This window comes from Sphingomonas natans (genome assembly GCF_030546695.1).
Lineage (GTDB): Bacteria > Pseudomonadota > Alphaproteobacteria > Sphingomonadales > Sphingomonadaceae > Sphingomonas_I > Sphingomonas_I natans.
Genome location: NZ_JAUOTP010000002.1, coordinates 55,320 through 70,229 on the forward strand (window position 1 = coordinate 55,320; position 14,910 = coordinate 70,229).

The window sequence follows — 14,910 nt, forward strand, 5'->3', positions numbered from 1 at the left end:
TCCGGGCCGTCGCCCGGCTGATAGGCCGCAGCCGTGATCGAGACCCGCCGCCTCCCCTTCTCGCCCGAGGCGATCGCCGAGGCCGCCGACCTGATCCGCACCGGCCAGCCGGTCGCGGTCCCCACCGAAACGGTCTATGGCCTCGCCGCCGACGCGAGCGACGCAGCGGCGGTCGCACGGATCTACGCCGCCAAGGGCCGCCCGTCCTTCAATCCGCTGATCGTCCACGTGCCGGATAGCGCCGCCGCCGAGGCTTTAGCCGATCTCGGCCCGATCGGCGCAGCGCTGGCGCGCGCCTTCTGGCCCGGCCCGCTGACGATCGTAGCACCCCTCCGCGCCGGTGCGCCGATCGCATCGCTCGTCACCGCCGGCCTGCCGACGATCGCGCTGCGCGTCCCCGCCCATCCTGCGATGCAGGCGCTGCTCGCGGCCTCTGGCCGTCCGCTGGCCGCGCCCTCGGCCAATGCGAGCGGTACGATCAGCCCGACGCGCGCCGAGCATGTCCTGCGTTCTCTCGGCAGCCGGATCGCGCTGATCATCGATGGCGGCGCGACGGGACTGGGGCTCGAATCGACGATCGTCGCGGTCGCGCCAGACGGTGCTCGCCTGCTCCGGCCCGGCCCGATCGATGCCGAAGCCTTGTCAGCGGCCGCCGGCGTCCCGGTCACGACCGCCGACGGCGGCACGATCGAAGCGCCCGGCCAGCTCGCCAGCCATTATGCTCCGGCGCACCCCCTGCGCCTCGACGCGAGCGAACGACGCGCGAACGAATGGCTGATCGGCTTCGGCGCGGTCGCGGGCGATCGGTCGCTCTCGCTCGCCGGCGATCTGACCGAAGCCGCCGCCAACCTGTTCGACGCGCTGCACGAGGCGGACGCCGCGACGACAAGCGGGATCGCCGTGGCGCCCATCCCCGAGCGGGGTCTGGGCATCGCCATCAACGATCGCCTGCGCCGCGCCGCCGCACCCCGCCCTTAAGCCGCCGCGCTCGCCTTCAGCCGCGCCTGATAGCTCTTGCGCAGCTTCATCAGCTTGGGCGGGATCGTCGCCAGGCAATAGGGATTGCGCTGGCCTTCGCTCTCCCAATAGGCCTGGTGATAATCCTCGGCCGGATACCAGGTGTCATCGGGCTCGATCGTCGTGACGATCGGCGCAGGCCAGTCGGCCGCCGCCCGCTCCTTGGCGACGCGTGCTTCGGCGTCCTGCTCGGGCGAGTTGGGGAAGATCGCCGAGCGATATTGCGTGCCCACGTCGTTGCCCTGGCGATTCAGCTGAGTCGGGTCGTGCGTGTGGAAAAAGATGTCGAGCAGGGTCGCATAATCGATCACCGCGGGATCGAAGCGCACCCGGATCGCCTCGGCATGGCCGGTCTTGCCGCCGCACACCTGCTTGTAGGTCGGGTTGACGACCTCGCCGCCGATATAGCCGCTCTCGACATGCGAAACGCCGGCGACGTCGTTGAACACCGCCTCCACACACCAAAAGCACCCACCCGCGAGCGTCGCGATCTCTTCGGCCATCTTCGTCTCCTCAGCGCGCCGAGATGGGGCGCGGAATCGGGCGTTTCAATCGCATCACGGGGCAGACTCCTTACCGACGGGTGAGCGCGAGGAGACTCGGCACAGCTTATGGCGCAATTTTGCTGGGGCGTACCTGGATCGAAAGGATTTCGCAGCTATCTGCAGGCAGAGACGGGCTCCAGTGCGGCGCAGTCGCCAAGTCGGGCCAACGCTGCTAGCAGGCGGCACAGCGCAAAGAGGGAACGTCGCGAGCAATGCTGGGCACGCTTTCGATCGTCGTTCAGACCTCGGTGATCCTGTTCATCAGCGGCAATCTGTTTGCGGCCCTTCTCACGCGTCAGGATGCGATCTGGGTCCGGACGACTCTGCTGCCGATCATGATCGGGCTCTACGCCTTCGCCATGCTGCTCCCCAACCGGTGGGTGATCTTCGCCGTGCTCGCGGCCATCATCCCTCTGATGTCACGCAGCCGGGCGGCGATGCCGCCCATCTATCTCGTGACCGTCCTGGCACTGCCGCAGATGACCACGCAGGTCGCGATCGGCAGCATGTATCTTCTCGATATCGACAAATGGCTCATCACGGCGATCGGCGCCGCGATCGCGTTTGCGTTACGGCCCGCACGGAGAGGCTTGACCAACGGCACTCGCTTCGACGTCCCGTTCTTCCTGCTCTTCGCGCTTGAGGCCGCTCAGGCACGAGGTAACAACTTTACCAGCATTCTTCGCGTCGAGACGAACGTCGTTCTGTCCTACCTGCTGCCCTATTACGTCATCAGCCGATCCTTGACCCGGCCCGAAGACATTCGCCGCCTGCTGCTGGCGCTCGCATTCGTGGCTTTCGTCTTCTCGGGCATAGCGATCTATGAATCACGACGCGGCGTTCTGTTGTACAACGTCCTGAGCCAGCGCGTGGGCGTGATCGAGTTGCTCAGCGCCTATGCCCATCAACGCGGCGGTTACCTGCGGGCAGCCGCTTCATTCTACGAGGCCACGTCATTCGGCAGCTTTCTGTGCACCGGCTATTTGTCGATGCTCGCGCTGGGCGACACATTCCGCACCAGGCAGCGACGCCTGCTCGGGTTCGCGGGCATTCTGGTGGGTATCTATATGGCCAATACGCGTGGCGCCTTGCTGGGGCTCGTCCTCGGCACCTTGGCTTTCGATCTCTTCCGAAGGCGCTGGAGCCACTTCGCCCGCAACGCTGCCATCCTCGGTACGATCGGGTCCGTCGCGCTCGTGATCGCGCAATTCTCGACAAGCATGGCGACGCGCCTGGGGCTGGCCGGCGATGCGGCGGACACGACGGGCTATCGGAAATTGCTGATCACTCGCGGCTGGGAAGAAATCCGCAAGCACCCTTTGACGGGCGTCGATCCCGGACAGGCCTATGCATCTCTCATCGACCTGCGCACCGGCGAAGGTATCATCGATTTCGTCAATACCTATATCTGGATGGGGTTGACCACCGGGATCGTCGGAATGGCCGCGTTCTTCCTTGCGTTTACCCTGCTTCCGATGCGGCTGGTCACGATTCGCAGGCGATTGCGCAATTTCACCGGCCAGCAGGAGGTTGCCGCAGCGGTCTTCGCTGTCGCCATCTATTACACCGTAGCCGCCGGCACGTCGGGATTCTCGGGACGAGGCACCACGATATTCTATCTTTTCCTTGCCGTCGGATCATCCCTTTGCGCCCTCCGGCTGCCGCGCGCGCCTGCTCAGCCGTCGGGCGGACGGATCGATCCGCCGTTGCCGTTCGGCCCATCGCAACCACTCGTCGCCCATCCCGCATGAAACCGCTCCCCGTCATGCCTGGCCGCGTGGGGCATCGGCCCGAAGAGCGAGCTAGGAACGCCCGGTGCGGCGCGATTGCGCGCGCGTTCGGCATCGGCCACTTCTATACGGATGTCCCGGCAGGCCGGCAGACAAGGAACAACGTTCTGCTTATTGTTTCCAACAGGACAAGTGCGCGCGCAGATGGACACGAGAACATGCCGGACAACCGGTCTTGGGGAGGCCCGCTTCGCGGTGCTGCTGGGGTGCATCCCGCAACAGCAGCCATGATGAGCGGCACGTACGACGAACAGGATGGCCGGCGGGATGCCTGACGTCTCCACCAGTGCCCCGCTACGGCCCGAAGCGGCCGTCGGCGCGCGCGTCGCCGGCTTCGCGTTGCGCCACTGGCTGCTGCTGCTCGGCCTCGCGGCGCTGATCATCCCGACGTTCGCCGCGGTGGCGCGGGAATCCTGGTCGACCGAGCAGGGTGCGCACGGGCCGGTCGTGCTGGCGACCGGCATCTGGCTCGTGCTGCGGATGCGGCCCGCTTTCGTGCCGCTCGCCCGCCCCGGATCGCCCGTGCTGGCGACGATCGGTCTTTTTATCTCGCTGACCATCTACGCGCTCGGGCGGATCAGCGGCACGACCGAAATGGAGGGCTTCGCGCTCTATGCGGCGATGGTCACGGTCACCTACGCCTATATCGGCACGCGGGCGATGCGGGTGCTGTGGTTCCCGATCCTCTATTTCGCCTTCCTGTTCCCGCCGCCGGACTCGCTGGTCGCCGCGATCACGCAGCCGCTAAAGCTCGGCATCTCGCGCGAGGCGGTCAACCTGCTCAGCCTGTTCGGCATGTCCGTGTCCCGCACCGGGGTGATCATTCAGGTCGATCAGTATGACATTCTCGTCGCCGCCGCCTGCGCGGGGATGAACTCGATCATCAGCCTGTCGGCGATCGGTCTGTTCTACATCTACATCCGGCACAATGCGAACTGGCGCTATTCGGCATTGCTGATCCTGGCGATCCTGCCGGTGGCGGTGCTCGCCAATTTCGTCCGCGTGCTGGTGCTGATCCTGATCACCTACTTTTTCGGCGATGCCGCGGCGCAAGGCTTCCTTCACGGATTTGCCGGCATGACGATGTTCACCGTGGCTTTGCTGGGCATCTTCGCGATCGATACGCTCGCCAGTCCGCTCCGCACGCGCCTCGCACGCGAGGGCGAGTCATGAACGACATGAATGATGAAGACGCCTCCGCGATGAAGCCCGATCTGCGTCCTTCGCGCCGCGATCTCCTGATCGGCGGCGCCTGCCTGATTACCGCGGGCGGCGCCTTCGCCCAGATGCCCCGTCACAGGCTGGCGAGCATCCCGAAAGGGCGGCTCGAGGCGCTCGCGCCCGATCGGATCGGGGACTGGCGTTACGAGACGACGAGCGGCATCGTCCTGCCGCCCCCCGACGAGCTCGCCCGCTTGCTCTACGATCAGCAGGTGACGCGCGCTTATGTAAGCGAAAGGCATCCGCCCGTGATGCTCGTCATGGCCTATGGCAGCAGCCAGGGCGGGATGCTTCAGGTCCATCGCCCCGAAATCTGCTATCCGGCGAGCGGGTTCCGCCTGACCGGGACGGTGACGGGCGAGCTGCCGATCGGCGGCGGTCGCGTCATTCCGGTGCGATCGTTCACCGCGACCGGCGACACGCGGGTGGAACAGGTCATGTACTGGACGCGCATCGCCGATGCGCTGCCGACGAGCTGGACCAGCCAGCGCATCGCGATCATGGAAAGCAATCTGAAGGGCGCCGTACCGGACGGGCTTCTCGTCCGTTTGTCCACCGTGGGCGAGGCTCAGGACGCCGCGCGGCGCACGCTCGAAACCTTCGCACAGGCCATGTTGACCATCGTCGGGCCGGCCGGTCGGCGGCAATTGTTGGGCGCGAGCGTGGCTTGACGCTATATCATCGGCACAATCGGGGCAGGCTTCGCGCTACCCAGGAGAAGGAACGAGACGTGGGTAACAGGAAGATCATGGCGTTTGCGGGGCTGCTCGCGACGACGGCGCTGATCGGCGGCTGCAGCAAGGATGCGCCCGCAGGGCAGGTCGCCGCGGTCGTCAACGGCAAGGAAGTGACGCTGCAGGAGATCAACGCCGAGCTCCAGGCCTCGAACCTGCCGGCGACCGCCGACAAGAAGACGGTGCAGCGCGATCTGCTCCAGCGGATCATCGAGCGCAAATTGCTCGTCGGCGCCGCCGAAGAGAAGGGCATCGACAAGACGCCCGAATATCAGACGCAGAAGCGCCGCGCCGACGAACTCCTGCTCGTCCAGCTCTATGCCAAGCAGCAGCTGACGGCGGTGCCGGTGCCGTCGGGCACGGACATTTCGACCTTCATGACCCAGCACGGCAACGTCTTCGGCGCGCGCGAGCAGCTGACGCTCGATCAGATCCGCTTCCAGACTCCGGCGGACCTGACCAAGCTGAAGACGCTCGAGAAGGATCATACGATGGACGCCGTCGCCCAGACTTTGGGTGGCATGGGCATCAAGCTGGAACGCTCGCAGGTCGGCCTCGACAGCGGCAGCGTGCCGACCGATCTGATGAAGAAGATCGACAGCCTGCCCCAGGGCGAGCCGTTCGTGATCCCGCAGCCGGGCTTCATGACCGTCAACGTCATCGTCTCGCGCAAGCCGTTGCCGATCGACGACGCGAAGGCGCGCCCTGCGGCCGTCAGCGCCTGGCGCCAGGAGAAGTTCGGCGAGCTGCTCACCAAGCAGATCGAAGCGCTCAAGTCGGGTGCGAAGATCAGCTACCAGAATGGCTTCGATGCGCCTGCGAAGCCGGCTGGCGCGCCGGCGGCGGCCAAGCCCTGACGCCGCTCAAACGCTGACGACCAACGGGGCGGGCCATGCGGCTCGCCCCGTTGCGTATCCGACGCCCGCGATATCGTCAGAGTTGCCGAAGCGCGCGCGCCGGTCGCGCGGTCAGGACGGGCCACGATCCCGCCAGCCCCAGCCCCATCGTCACCGCAATGCCCGCCAGCAGGGTCGCACCGATCGCGACCGGATCGGGGAGCCACGCGAAGCGGAACAGCCGGACGACCACGTACCACGCCCCGCCCAGGCCGAGCACGAGCGCCAGCGCGGCGAGGACCGCGCTCAGGATCGCATATTCCAGCGCCTGGACGATCAGCACCTGCCGGCGCGTCGCGCCCAACGTCTTCAGGACCACGCTGTCGTAGATCCGCACCTCGCGCGCCGCCGCGATCGCGCCGACGAGCACGGCGATGCCTGCGAGGATCGCGACCGACGCCGCCGCCGTGATCGCCGCCGCCATCCCCGAGACGATCGTCCGGATTTGCGCGAGCACGCCGCCGACCTCGATCACCGAGACCGACGGGAAAACCGGGAGCAGCGCGCGCGTGACCGCGCTCTCGCGCCCCTTCGGCAGATCGATCGTCGCGGCGAGATTGTGCGGCGCGTCCGCAATCGCGTTGGGCGAGAAGACGAGCACGTAATTGAAGCCCAAAGTCTCCCAGTCGATCCGCCGGAACGAGGCGATCCGCGCGCTCCGCTCGACGCCAAGCAGGCTGTAGTCGAGCATATCGCCGATCTTGAGATGGAGCGCGTCGGCGAGGCGCTGGTCGATCGAGACGAGCGGCGGCCCCGCATAATGTTCGGGCCACCAGGCGCCGGCGACGATCGTGCTGCCCTCGGGCAGTGTCTCCGCATAGGTCAGGCCGCGCTCGCCGCGCAGCGCCCAGGCCTCTTCGGGGATCGCCTTCAGATCGGCGACGCGCGTTCCCGCATAGCCCGTGATCGTCCCGCGCATCGCCGGGATCGCCTTGATCACCGCGGCGGGCTCGACGCGACGCACGACCGCACGGAACTCGGCCTCCCGCGCCGAGGGGATGTCGAGCGCGAACAAGGCCGGTGCACGGGCGGGGACGGTCTGAGCGATGTTCGCGGCGATGCTCGTGCGGATCGCGGCTAGCAGCACGAAGAGCGTGAGCCCGAGTCCTAGCGCGACGATCAGCGTGCTGGTCCGCGCGCCGGGCCGGTGGAGCGCGGCGAGCGCGAGCCGGACGAGCGGTCGGCGCGGCCTCGGCAGCGCGGCGGCCAGAGCGTGCACGCCCCGTCCGAACGCGGCGAGGATCAGCAGCACGCCCGCCACCGACGCGAGGAACCACGCGGTCAAGCGCGGCTGGTCCGAGGTCAGAAGCGCCAGCATGACCACCGCGATTCCCGCGCCCGCGATCCAGATCCAGCTGCGCCGATCGGTCGTGCGTGGGCCGAACGTGCCCCGCAGCAGGCCGGCGGCGGGCACGCTGCGCGCCTCGCTGAGCGGCCCGGCGGTGAAGGCCAAGGCGATCAGCAGGCCATAGGTCGCCGCCAGCAGCAAGGGCGCGATCTCGATCCGGAAGCCAGGCGTCACCGGCAGCACGTCTCCCGCTGCCCAGATGATCAGCGGTCCGGCGGCGATCCCCGCCACCAGCCCGGCGGCGATGCCCGCCGCTGCGACGATCCCGATCTGGAGCAGGTAGATCCGCGCGATCAGGCCAGACGTCGCCCCGAGCACCTTGAGCGCGGCGATGCTGCTTCGCCGGCCCGCGAGATAGGAAGAGACGCCATTGGCGATCCCGATCCCGGCGATGACGAGCGCCGCGAGCCCGACGAGCAGCAGGAACTGCCCCATCCGCTCGATGAAGCGCGCCGCGCCCGGCGAGGCGGCGTCGCGCGTCTTCGTCTCCCACCCGGCCGTCGCGAAGGCGCGCTTGAAGCCGGCGATCGCGTCGGCGGGCTTCGTCGCCTCGGCGAGCCGGATGCGATATTTGCTCTTGTAGAGGCTTCCCGGCTGGACGAGCCCCGTCCGCGCCATCCCGTCCGCCGACACGATCGCGACCGGCCCCAGCGTGAAGCCCTCGCCGAGCCGGTCGGGCTCGTCGAGGATCGTCCCCGCGACGCGGAAGCTCGCCGTGCCGAATCGCAGGCTCTGGCCGACCTTGGCGTCGATCCGCTCGGCGAGCGCCTGCCCGATCCAGACGCTGTCCACCGCGGGCGCGCCGACGCTCCGCCCACCGATGATCGTGAGCTGGCCGTAAAGCGGATAGGCGCCGTCGACGCTCTTCAGCTCCACCGGCACGGCGCGCCCGCTGGCACCTCCACCGACGACTGCATTTGCGGGCATGCCGACGGTGAGCGAGACCGTGCCCAGCCGGCGCATCGCCCCAAGCTCGGCAGGCGTGGCGGCGCGCTGCGAGACCGCGAACTCGACGTCGCCGCCCAGCAGCGAGCTGCCCCCCGCGGCCAGTTCGCGCTGCATGCTCTGGGTGAGGCTGCCGATCGCGGCGAGCGCGCCGACGCCGAGGAACAGGCAGGCCAGCAGCAGCCTCAGTCCGCGGAACCGGAAATCCAGCTCGCGCCGCGCCAGCCGCCACGCGAGCGCCCAGCCGCTCAACGCTGCCGATCCTCGGCGATCCGGCCGTCGGCGAGCGTGATGATCCGGTCGCAGCGTTCGGCCAGCGCCGCATCGTGCGTGATGACGATCAGGGTCGCGCGCGCCGCCGCGCGCCGCGCGAACATCATGTCCATGATCGTCCGGCCCGTCGCCGCATCCAGATTGCCCGTCGGCTCGTCGGCGAAGACGAGCGCGGGGCGTGGGCCCAGCGCGCGCGCGATCGCGACGCGCTGCTGCTCGCCGCCGGACAATTGCGCGGGATAGTGATCGAGCCGATGCCCGAGCCCGACCGCGACCAGCTCGGCCTCGGCGCGCGCGAAGGCGTCGGCATGCCCGGCCAACTCCATCGGCACCGCGACATTCTCACGCGCGGTCATCGTCGGCAGCAGATGGAAGGCCTGGAGCACGATCCCGATCCGCCCGCGCCTCGCGCGCGCCAGCGCATCCTCGTCGAGGGCGCTGAAATCGAGCCCGTCGACGATGACCTGCCCGCCGCTCGCGCGCTCCAGGCCCGACAGCACCGCCATCAGCGAGGATTTGCCCGATCCCGAAGGCCCGAGCAGAGCGACGCTCGTCTCGCGCGTGACCGCGAGATCGATCCCCTTCAATATCGCGGTCGGCGCGGCGCTATTGCCGAGCGACAATCTTACATCGCGCGCGGCGATGACCATATCGGCGTCAGTCTGCATCGGATGAGGATCGATCGATTGGAGCGGAGAGGAACGGGCCGGTTGGCCCTAAGCGGGCTGGCATTGCAGATCATGCTGCTCGCCGGCTGCGACAAGGCCCCCGAAGCATCGCCGCTCGAAACGACGAACGCAACCGCGGCGATTCCCGAAATTCCCCGTCCTGCCGGTCCCGAACGGCTGATCCTCGCGCTCGGCGACAGCCTCTATGCCGGCTACGGTCTCCAGCGGGGCGAGGATCTGCCCGATGCGATCCAGGCGAAGCTACGTGCCGCCGGCATCAACGCGACCGTGATCAATTCCGGAGTCTCGGGCGACACAAGCGCGGCCGGCCGCCAGCGGCTCGCCTTCGCGCTCGACAATCTCCCCCGCAAGCCCGACCTCGTCCTGCTCGGGCTCGGCGGCAATGACGTGCTGCGCCAAATCCCGCCCGCCGAGACGCGCGGCAACATGACGGCGATGATGGCCGAGATCGCCAGGCGCGGCATTCCGGTCCTGCTCACGGGCATGATGGCGCCCCCCAATCTCGGCCCCGAATTCCAGGCGCAGTTCGACGCGATCTGGCCCGATCTCGCCAAACGCTATCACGCCGCGCTCTATCCCTTCATCCTGGATGGCGTGATGGGCCAGACCGCGTTGATGCAGGCCGATCATGTTCACCCCAACGCGACGGGCGTCCAGCGCATCGCCGACCGGCTCGCGCCGACGGTCAGGGAGGCCTTGAAGGCGAAATAGACCGCTTTGACGCTAGGATTGGGCGGCGGGGCGTGTAGGGGCTCCGCCGATGTCCCGATCCGCTCTCCGCACGCTTGGCCTCGATTTCGGCACGACCAACTCGGTCGTCGCCACCACCCACGACGGCGTCACCGACGTGACATCGCTCGACGCCCCCGATGGCCCCGCCGCAGCCTTCCGCTCGGCGCTCTGCTTCTGGGAGGACGATGCCGGGCGCGGCGCGCTCGCCTGCGAGGCCGGCCCATGGGCGATCGCCGAATATGCGGACTTCCCGCAAGGCTCCCGCTTCCTCCAGTCGTTCAAGTCGGTCGCGGCCAACCCCGCCTTCGAACATGCGACGATCTTCGAGAAGCGCTTCCGCTTCGAGGAACTCGGCCGGCTGTTCCTGAAGAAGCTCGCCGCGCGCGCGCACGGCGCGTTCGAGGCCGCCGACCGGATCGTCGTCGGCCGACCGGTCGAATATGCCGGCCACCGCCCCGATTCGGCGCTGGCCCGCACGCGCTACGATGCGATGTTCGGCGCGATCGGCGCCGAGGTCCATTATGTCTATGAGCCCGTCGCCGCCGCGTTCAGCTATGCCGCGCGCATCTCGGAGCCCGCGACGATCCTCGTCGCCGATTTCGGTGGAGGCACGAGCGACTTCTCGGTCGTCTCGATCGACGTGCCGGGCGCGACCCGGCGCTGCGTGCCGCTCGGCCATGCCGGCGTCGGCATTGCCGGCGATCGCTTCGATTATCGGATCATCGATCATCTCGTGCTGCCGATCCTCGGCAAGGGCGGCACCTATCGCTCGTTCGACAAGTTGCTGGAAATCCCCGCCGGCTATTTCACCGATCTCGGCGACTGGTCGCGGCTGGCGCTAATGCGCAACCGCCGCACGCTCGCCGAGCTCGAGAAATTGCGCAAATCGGCGAGCGACCCGGACGCGATCGGCCGGATGATCGCGCTGATCGAGCAGGAACTCGGCTTCAAGCTCTACGAAGCGGTCGATCGGGTGAAGCGCGACCTGTCGGCCGCCGACAGCGCGAACTTCCGTTTTTCGGGCGGCGGGCTCGCGATCGAGGCGAACGTTACCCGCGCCGATTTCGAGGCATGGATCGCGCCCGACATCGCCCGCATCGAAGCCGCGATCGATCGCGCTCTGGTCACCGCGAACGTCGCGCCCGCCGACATCGATCGCGTCTTCCTCACGGGCGGCTCTTCGTTCACGCCGCGCATCCGCCGGATCTTCACCGATCGCTTCGGCGAGACGCGGATCGCGAGCGGTGGCGAGCTCTCCTCGATCGCGCACGGGCTTGCGCTGATCGGTCAGGAAGCGGATCTCGCCCCTTGGGCTGCTTGAAAAGGACGGCAAAACCATGATGGACATCGGCGTCGGCCTCATCGGCTATGGCCTCGCGGGGCGCGCCTTCCACGCTCCTTATGTGGGCGCCACGCCCGGCATGACACTGCGCGCGGTCGTCTCGCGCGATCCCGCCAAGGTCCATGCCGATCTCCCAGGCATGACGGTCGCGCCCGACGTGCCCACTTTGCTGGCGATGCCCGATGTCGATCTCGTCATCGTCGCCAGTCCCGACGAACTCCACGCCGAACATGCGCTCGCCGCGCTCGCCGCCGGCCGCCACGTCCTGATCGACAAGCCGTTCGCCACCAGCCTCGCCGATGCCCGCCGCATCGCCGCCGAGGGCGAGGCGCGCGACCGCATCGTCACCGTCTTCCACAATCGCCGCTGGGATGCCGATTTCCGCACGCTGCAGAAACTGATCGCGGACGGCACGCTCGGCGAGATCGTCGAATATGAAAGCCGCTTCGATCGCTGGCGCCCGACGCCGGCCGATAGCTGGAAGGAAGCGCGCGGCAGCGGCCCGTGGCAGGATCTGGGGCCGCACCTGATCGATCAGGCGCTCATGCTGTTCGGACGCCCGCTCGCGGTCAGCACCGATCTCGCGACCTTCCGCGCGGGCGGCCCCGCGCCCGATTATGTCAGCGCCGTGCTTCGCTACCCCGACAAGCGCGTCGTGCTCCACGCCAGCAAGCTCGTCGCCGATTACGGCCTGCGCTTCGCGGTCCACGGCACGCGCGGCAGCTGGATCAAGCACGGCACCGACGTGCAGGAAGCCAAGACCGTCGCGGGGCAGGCGCCCGCCGGCGAAGATTGGGGCCATGATCCCGTCGAGGGCCGCCTCACCTGCCCCGACGATGGCGCAGGCGCCCGCGCGCTCGCCAACGAGCCCGGCGACTATCGCCTGTTCTGGCTGGCCCTCGCCGCCGCAATCCGAGATGAGGGACCCAATCCCGTGCCCGCCTCGGCGGGGATCGCGGTCCTCGAGATCCTCGAAGCCGGGCTGCGCAGCGCCGCGGAACGGCGCGAGATCATGCTTTAGCCGGACGGCGCGGTTCGCGCTAAGGACAGGGTGAACGTCCCGGAACAGCGCATGACCGATATCGGAGAGATCGTCCGCGACATTGCCGAGGAGATGGCGTCGCGCACCGATCGCGGCCGCGTCGCCGATTATATCGCGCCGCTCGCCGAGGTCGATCCGATGCGCTTCGGGCTCGCCGTGATCGAGGCCGACGGCACCTGCCACCTTGCCGGCGATGCCGAGGCGCCTTTCTCGATCCAGAGCGTCTCCAAGGTGTTCGCGCTGACGCTCGCGCTCGGCAAGGTCGGCGATGCCTTGTGGCACCGCGTCGGCCGCGAGCCTTCGGGCAGCGCGTTCAACTCGATCGTCCAGCTCGAGACCGAAAGCGGCATCCCGCGCAACCCGTTCATCAATGCCGGCGCGATCGTCGTCTCGGACATCGTCCTCGCCGGGCACCAGCCGCGCGAGGCGGTCGGCGAAATCCTCCGCTTCGCCCGCGCGCTCGCCGGCGAGGACGCGATCTTCGTGGACGAGCGCGTCGCGCGCGCCGAGCAGGAGACGGGCTTCCGCAACGCCGCGCTCGCCAATTACATGCGCGCCTTCGGCAACCTCAAGCACCCGGTCGAGCAGACGCTCGGCGTCTATTTCCACCAATGCGCGATCGCGATGAGCTGCCGCCAGCTCGCGCTCGCCGGCCGCTATCTGATGCTCGGCGGGCGCAATCCGGGGACGGGGCGATCGGTCGTCTCGGCGGCGCGCGCCCGCCGGATCAACGCCTTGATGATGACGTGCGGCCATTATGACGGCTCGGGCGAATTCGCCTATCGCGTCGGCCTGTCGGGCAAATCGGGCGTCGGCGGCGGCATCCTCGCCGTCGCGCCCGGCCGCGCCTCGATCGCGGTCTGGTCGCCGGGGCTCAACGAGCGCGGCAATTCGCAGATCGGCACGCTCGCGCTGGAGCGGCTGGTGCAAAGGACGGGCTGGTCGGTGTTCGAACCCAACCCCTGATCACACCTCGAGGGTGAGATACGCGACCACGCCCGAGCAGACCGCGAGCACCGCCGCGACGATCGCCGCGACCTGGAACGCCGCGGTCAGATCGCCCCCCGCCTGCGAGATCACCGCCCCCGCCAGCGCCGTCGCGATGAGACCGCCCGTGCGCGCGACCGCGCTGTTGAAGCCCGACGCCGTCCCCGTATGGCGATCGTCGACCGACGAGAGCACCGCCGTCGTCAGCGGCGCGACCGCCCCCGCCATGCCGAGCGCAATCACCGCCATTCCGGGCAATATGCTCGTCCAGTAGCTCGCGAGCGGATCGGCGCGGACGAGAAGCGCGAAGCCCAAGCCCGTGACGATCGGCCCGATCGTGAGCGGCCAGCGCGGACCGAGCCGCCCGGTCACTCGCCCCGCCAGCCGCGAGCCGACCCCGATCACGATCGAGAAGGGCAGCAAGGCGAATCCCGCCTGCGTGGGGCTATAATGGCCGCCGACGATCAGCAGATAGGGCAGCAGCACGATCAGCCCGCCGAGCGCACCGTAGAGCAGCATGGTCAGTACGGTCAGGCCCACGAACGGCCGTGAGCCGAACAGAGCGAGCGGCATCATTGCGCGCTCGCCGCGGCGATGCTCGACCCACACGAACAGCAGCAGCAACGCGATCCCTGCCGCGACGCCCGATCCCGTCGCCCCGGACAGTCCGTGCCCGCTCGACCAGGCGGTCAGCGCCCACACCAGCGCCCCGAGCCCGAGCGTCGCCAGCACCGCCCCGCCCCAGTCGAGCGGACTCTTGCCCTCGGCACTCTCGTCCACCGCCGCGCGCGCGATCAGGATCGTCGCCGCCGCGACGGGCAGGTTGAGGAAGAAGATCGTCCGCCAACCGACCGTATCGACAAGCCAGCCGCCGAGCGGCGGCCCCACGGCGCTCGCGATCGCCCCCGCCGCCGCCCACGTCCCCACCGCCCGGCCGCGCGCCTCGCCCGAAAACGAGCTGCCGAGAATGCCGAGGCTGTTGGGCATCAGGATCGCCGCACCGATTCCCTGCACGGCGCGCGACAGCAGCAGTATTTCGGTGCCCGGCGCCAGCGCGCAGCCGACCGAGGCGAGCGCGAACAGTAGGACGCCCGCGATCAGCATCCGCCGCCGCCCGAAATGATCGCCGGCGGCGCCTCCGAGCAGCAACAAGGCGGACAGCGGCAACAGATAGGCATTGACCACCCACGGCAACGTCGCCGCATCGGCGTGCAGGTCCGCGCCGATCGCGGGCAGAGCGACGTTCGTCACCGATCCGTCGATGAAGGCGAGGCTCGACGCGAGCATCGTCGCCGCGATCGTCCAGTTGGGATGGCGGATCGAGACAGTGGGCGCAGCGGGCATGGCCT

The 14,910-nt window shown here is 68.5% G+C and carries 13 protein-coding genes; 9 read left to right on the forward strand and 4 right to left on the reverse strand.

The window, feature by feature from the left end:
- The first annotated feature begins 33 nt into the window (after window positions 1-33).
- Entirely contained in the window at window positions 34-978 is a 945-nt protein-coding gene (locus Q4F19_RS03960; RefSeq protein WP_303540064.1) for an L-threonylcarbamoyladenylate synthase, read from the forward strand.
- Here Q4F19_RS03960 and msrA read toward each other — a convergent pair.
- Window positions 975-1,520, reverse strand: a complete 546-nt coding sequence (gene msrA / locus Q4F19_RS03965; protein ID WP_303540066.1) for a peptide-methionine (S)-S-oxide reductase MsrA — start codon at window positions 1,518-1,520, stop codon at window positions 975-977. The two genes, Q4F19_RS03960 and msrA, sit on opposite strands and share 4 nt — an antisense overlap.
- Before the next feature lie 254 nt (window positions 1,521-1,774).
- Between msrA and Q4F19_RS03970 the strand changes: the two genes are divergently transcribed.
- From Q4F19_RS03970 to Q4F19_RS03985, 4 genes are all read left to right on the forward strand, one after another.
- On the forward strand, window positions 1,775-3,313 hold the full coding sequence (locus Q4F19_RS03970; RefSeq protein WP_303540067.1) for an O-antigen ligase family protein: 1,539 nt from the start codon (window positions 1,775-1,777) through the stop codon (window positions 3,311-3,313).
- A gap of 306 nt (window positions 3,314-3,619) precedes the next feature.
- Window positions 3,620-4,525: an exosortase V gene (gene xrtV, locus Q4F19_RS03975; protein WP_303540068.1), complete on the forward strand. Its 906-nt coding sequence runs from the start codon at window positions 3,620-3,622 to the stop codon at window positions 4,523-4,525.
- Window positions 4,522-5,244: an exosortase-associated protein EpsI, V-type gene (epsI, locus tag Q4F19_RS03980; RefSeq protein ID WP_303540071.1), complete on the forward strand. Its 723-nt coding sequence runs from the start codon at window positions 4,522-4,524 to the stop codon at window positions 5,242-5,244. Before xrtV ends, epsI begins: the two co-directional genes overlap by 4 nt.
- A 59-nt stretch (window positions 5,245-5,303) precedes the next feature.
- Window positions 5,304-6,164, forward strand: coding sequence for a hypothetical protein (locus Q4F19_RS03985; protein WP_303540073.1), 861 nt, complete (start codon window positions 5,304-5,306; stop codon window positions 6,162-6,164).
- 76 nt (window positions 6,165-6,240) lie between these two features.
- Here the strand turns inward: Q4F19_RS03985 and Q4F19_RS03990 are convergent, their stop codons facing one another.
- Both Q4F19_RS03990 and Q4F19_RS03995 read right to left on the reverse strand, forming a co-directional pair.
- Window positions 6,241-8,748 (reverse strand): ABC transporter permease, encoded by a 2,508-nt coding sequence (locus Q4F19_RS03990; protein WP_303540075.1) that lies wholly within the window; start codon window positions 8,746-8,748, stop codon window positions 6,241-6,243.
- Window positions 8,745-9,437 (reverse strand): ABC transporter ATP-binding protein, encoded by a 693-nt coding sequence (locus tag Q4F19_RS03995; protein WP_303540077.1) that lies wholly within the window; start codon window positions 9,435-9,437, stop codon window positions 8,745-8,747. The genes Q4F19_RS03990 and Q4F19_RS03995 overlap by 4 nt, the downstream gene beginning before the upstream one ends.
- A 42-nt stretch (window positions 9,438-9,479) precedes the next feature.
- Between Q4F19_RS03995 and Q4F19_RS04000 the strand changes: the two genes are divergently transcribed.
- The 4 genes from Q4F19_RS04000 to Q4F19_RS04015 are packed head-to-tail and all read left to right on the forward strand — an operon-like array spanning window position 9,480 to window position 13,540.
- Window positions 9,480-10,169: an arylesterase gene (locus tag Q4F19_RS04000; protein ID WP_303540078.1), complete on the forward strand. Its 690-nt coding sequence runs from the start codon at window positions 9,480-9,482 to the stop codon at window positions 10,167-10,169.
- 49 nt (window positions 10,170-10,218) lie between these two features.
- Window positions 10,219-11,511, forward strand: coding sequence for an Hsp70 family protein (locus Q4F19_RS04005; RefSeq protein WP_303540079.1), 1,293 nt, complete (start codon window positions 10,219-10,221; stop codon window positions 11,509-11,511).
- Window positions 11,512-11,527: 16 nt separating this feature from the next.
- On the forward strand, window positions 11,528-12,553 hold the full coding sequence (locus Q4F19_RS04010) for an oxidoreductase (RefSeq protein ID WP_303540080.1): 1,026 nt from the start codon (window positions 11,528-11,530) through the stop codon (window positions 12,551-12,553).
- A gap of 51 nt (window positions 12,554-12,604) precedes the next feature.
- On the forward strand, window positions 12,605-13,540 hold the full coding sequence (locus tag Q4F19_RS04015) for a glutaminase (RefSeq protein ID WP_303540082.1): 936 nt from the start codon (window positions 12,605-12,607) through the stop codon (window positions 13,538-13,540).
- Here Q4F19_RS04015 and Q4F19_RS04020 read toward each other — a convergent pair whose 3' ends face one another.
- A complete protein-coding gene (locus Q4F19_RS04020) occupies window positions 13,541-14,905 on the reverse strand; it encodes an MFS transporter (RefSeq protein WP_303540084.1) in 1,365 nt (454 codons plus the stop codon).
- Window positions 14,906-14,910: the final 5 nt, after the last annotated feature.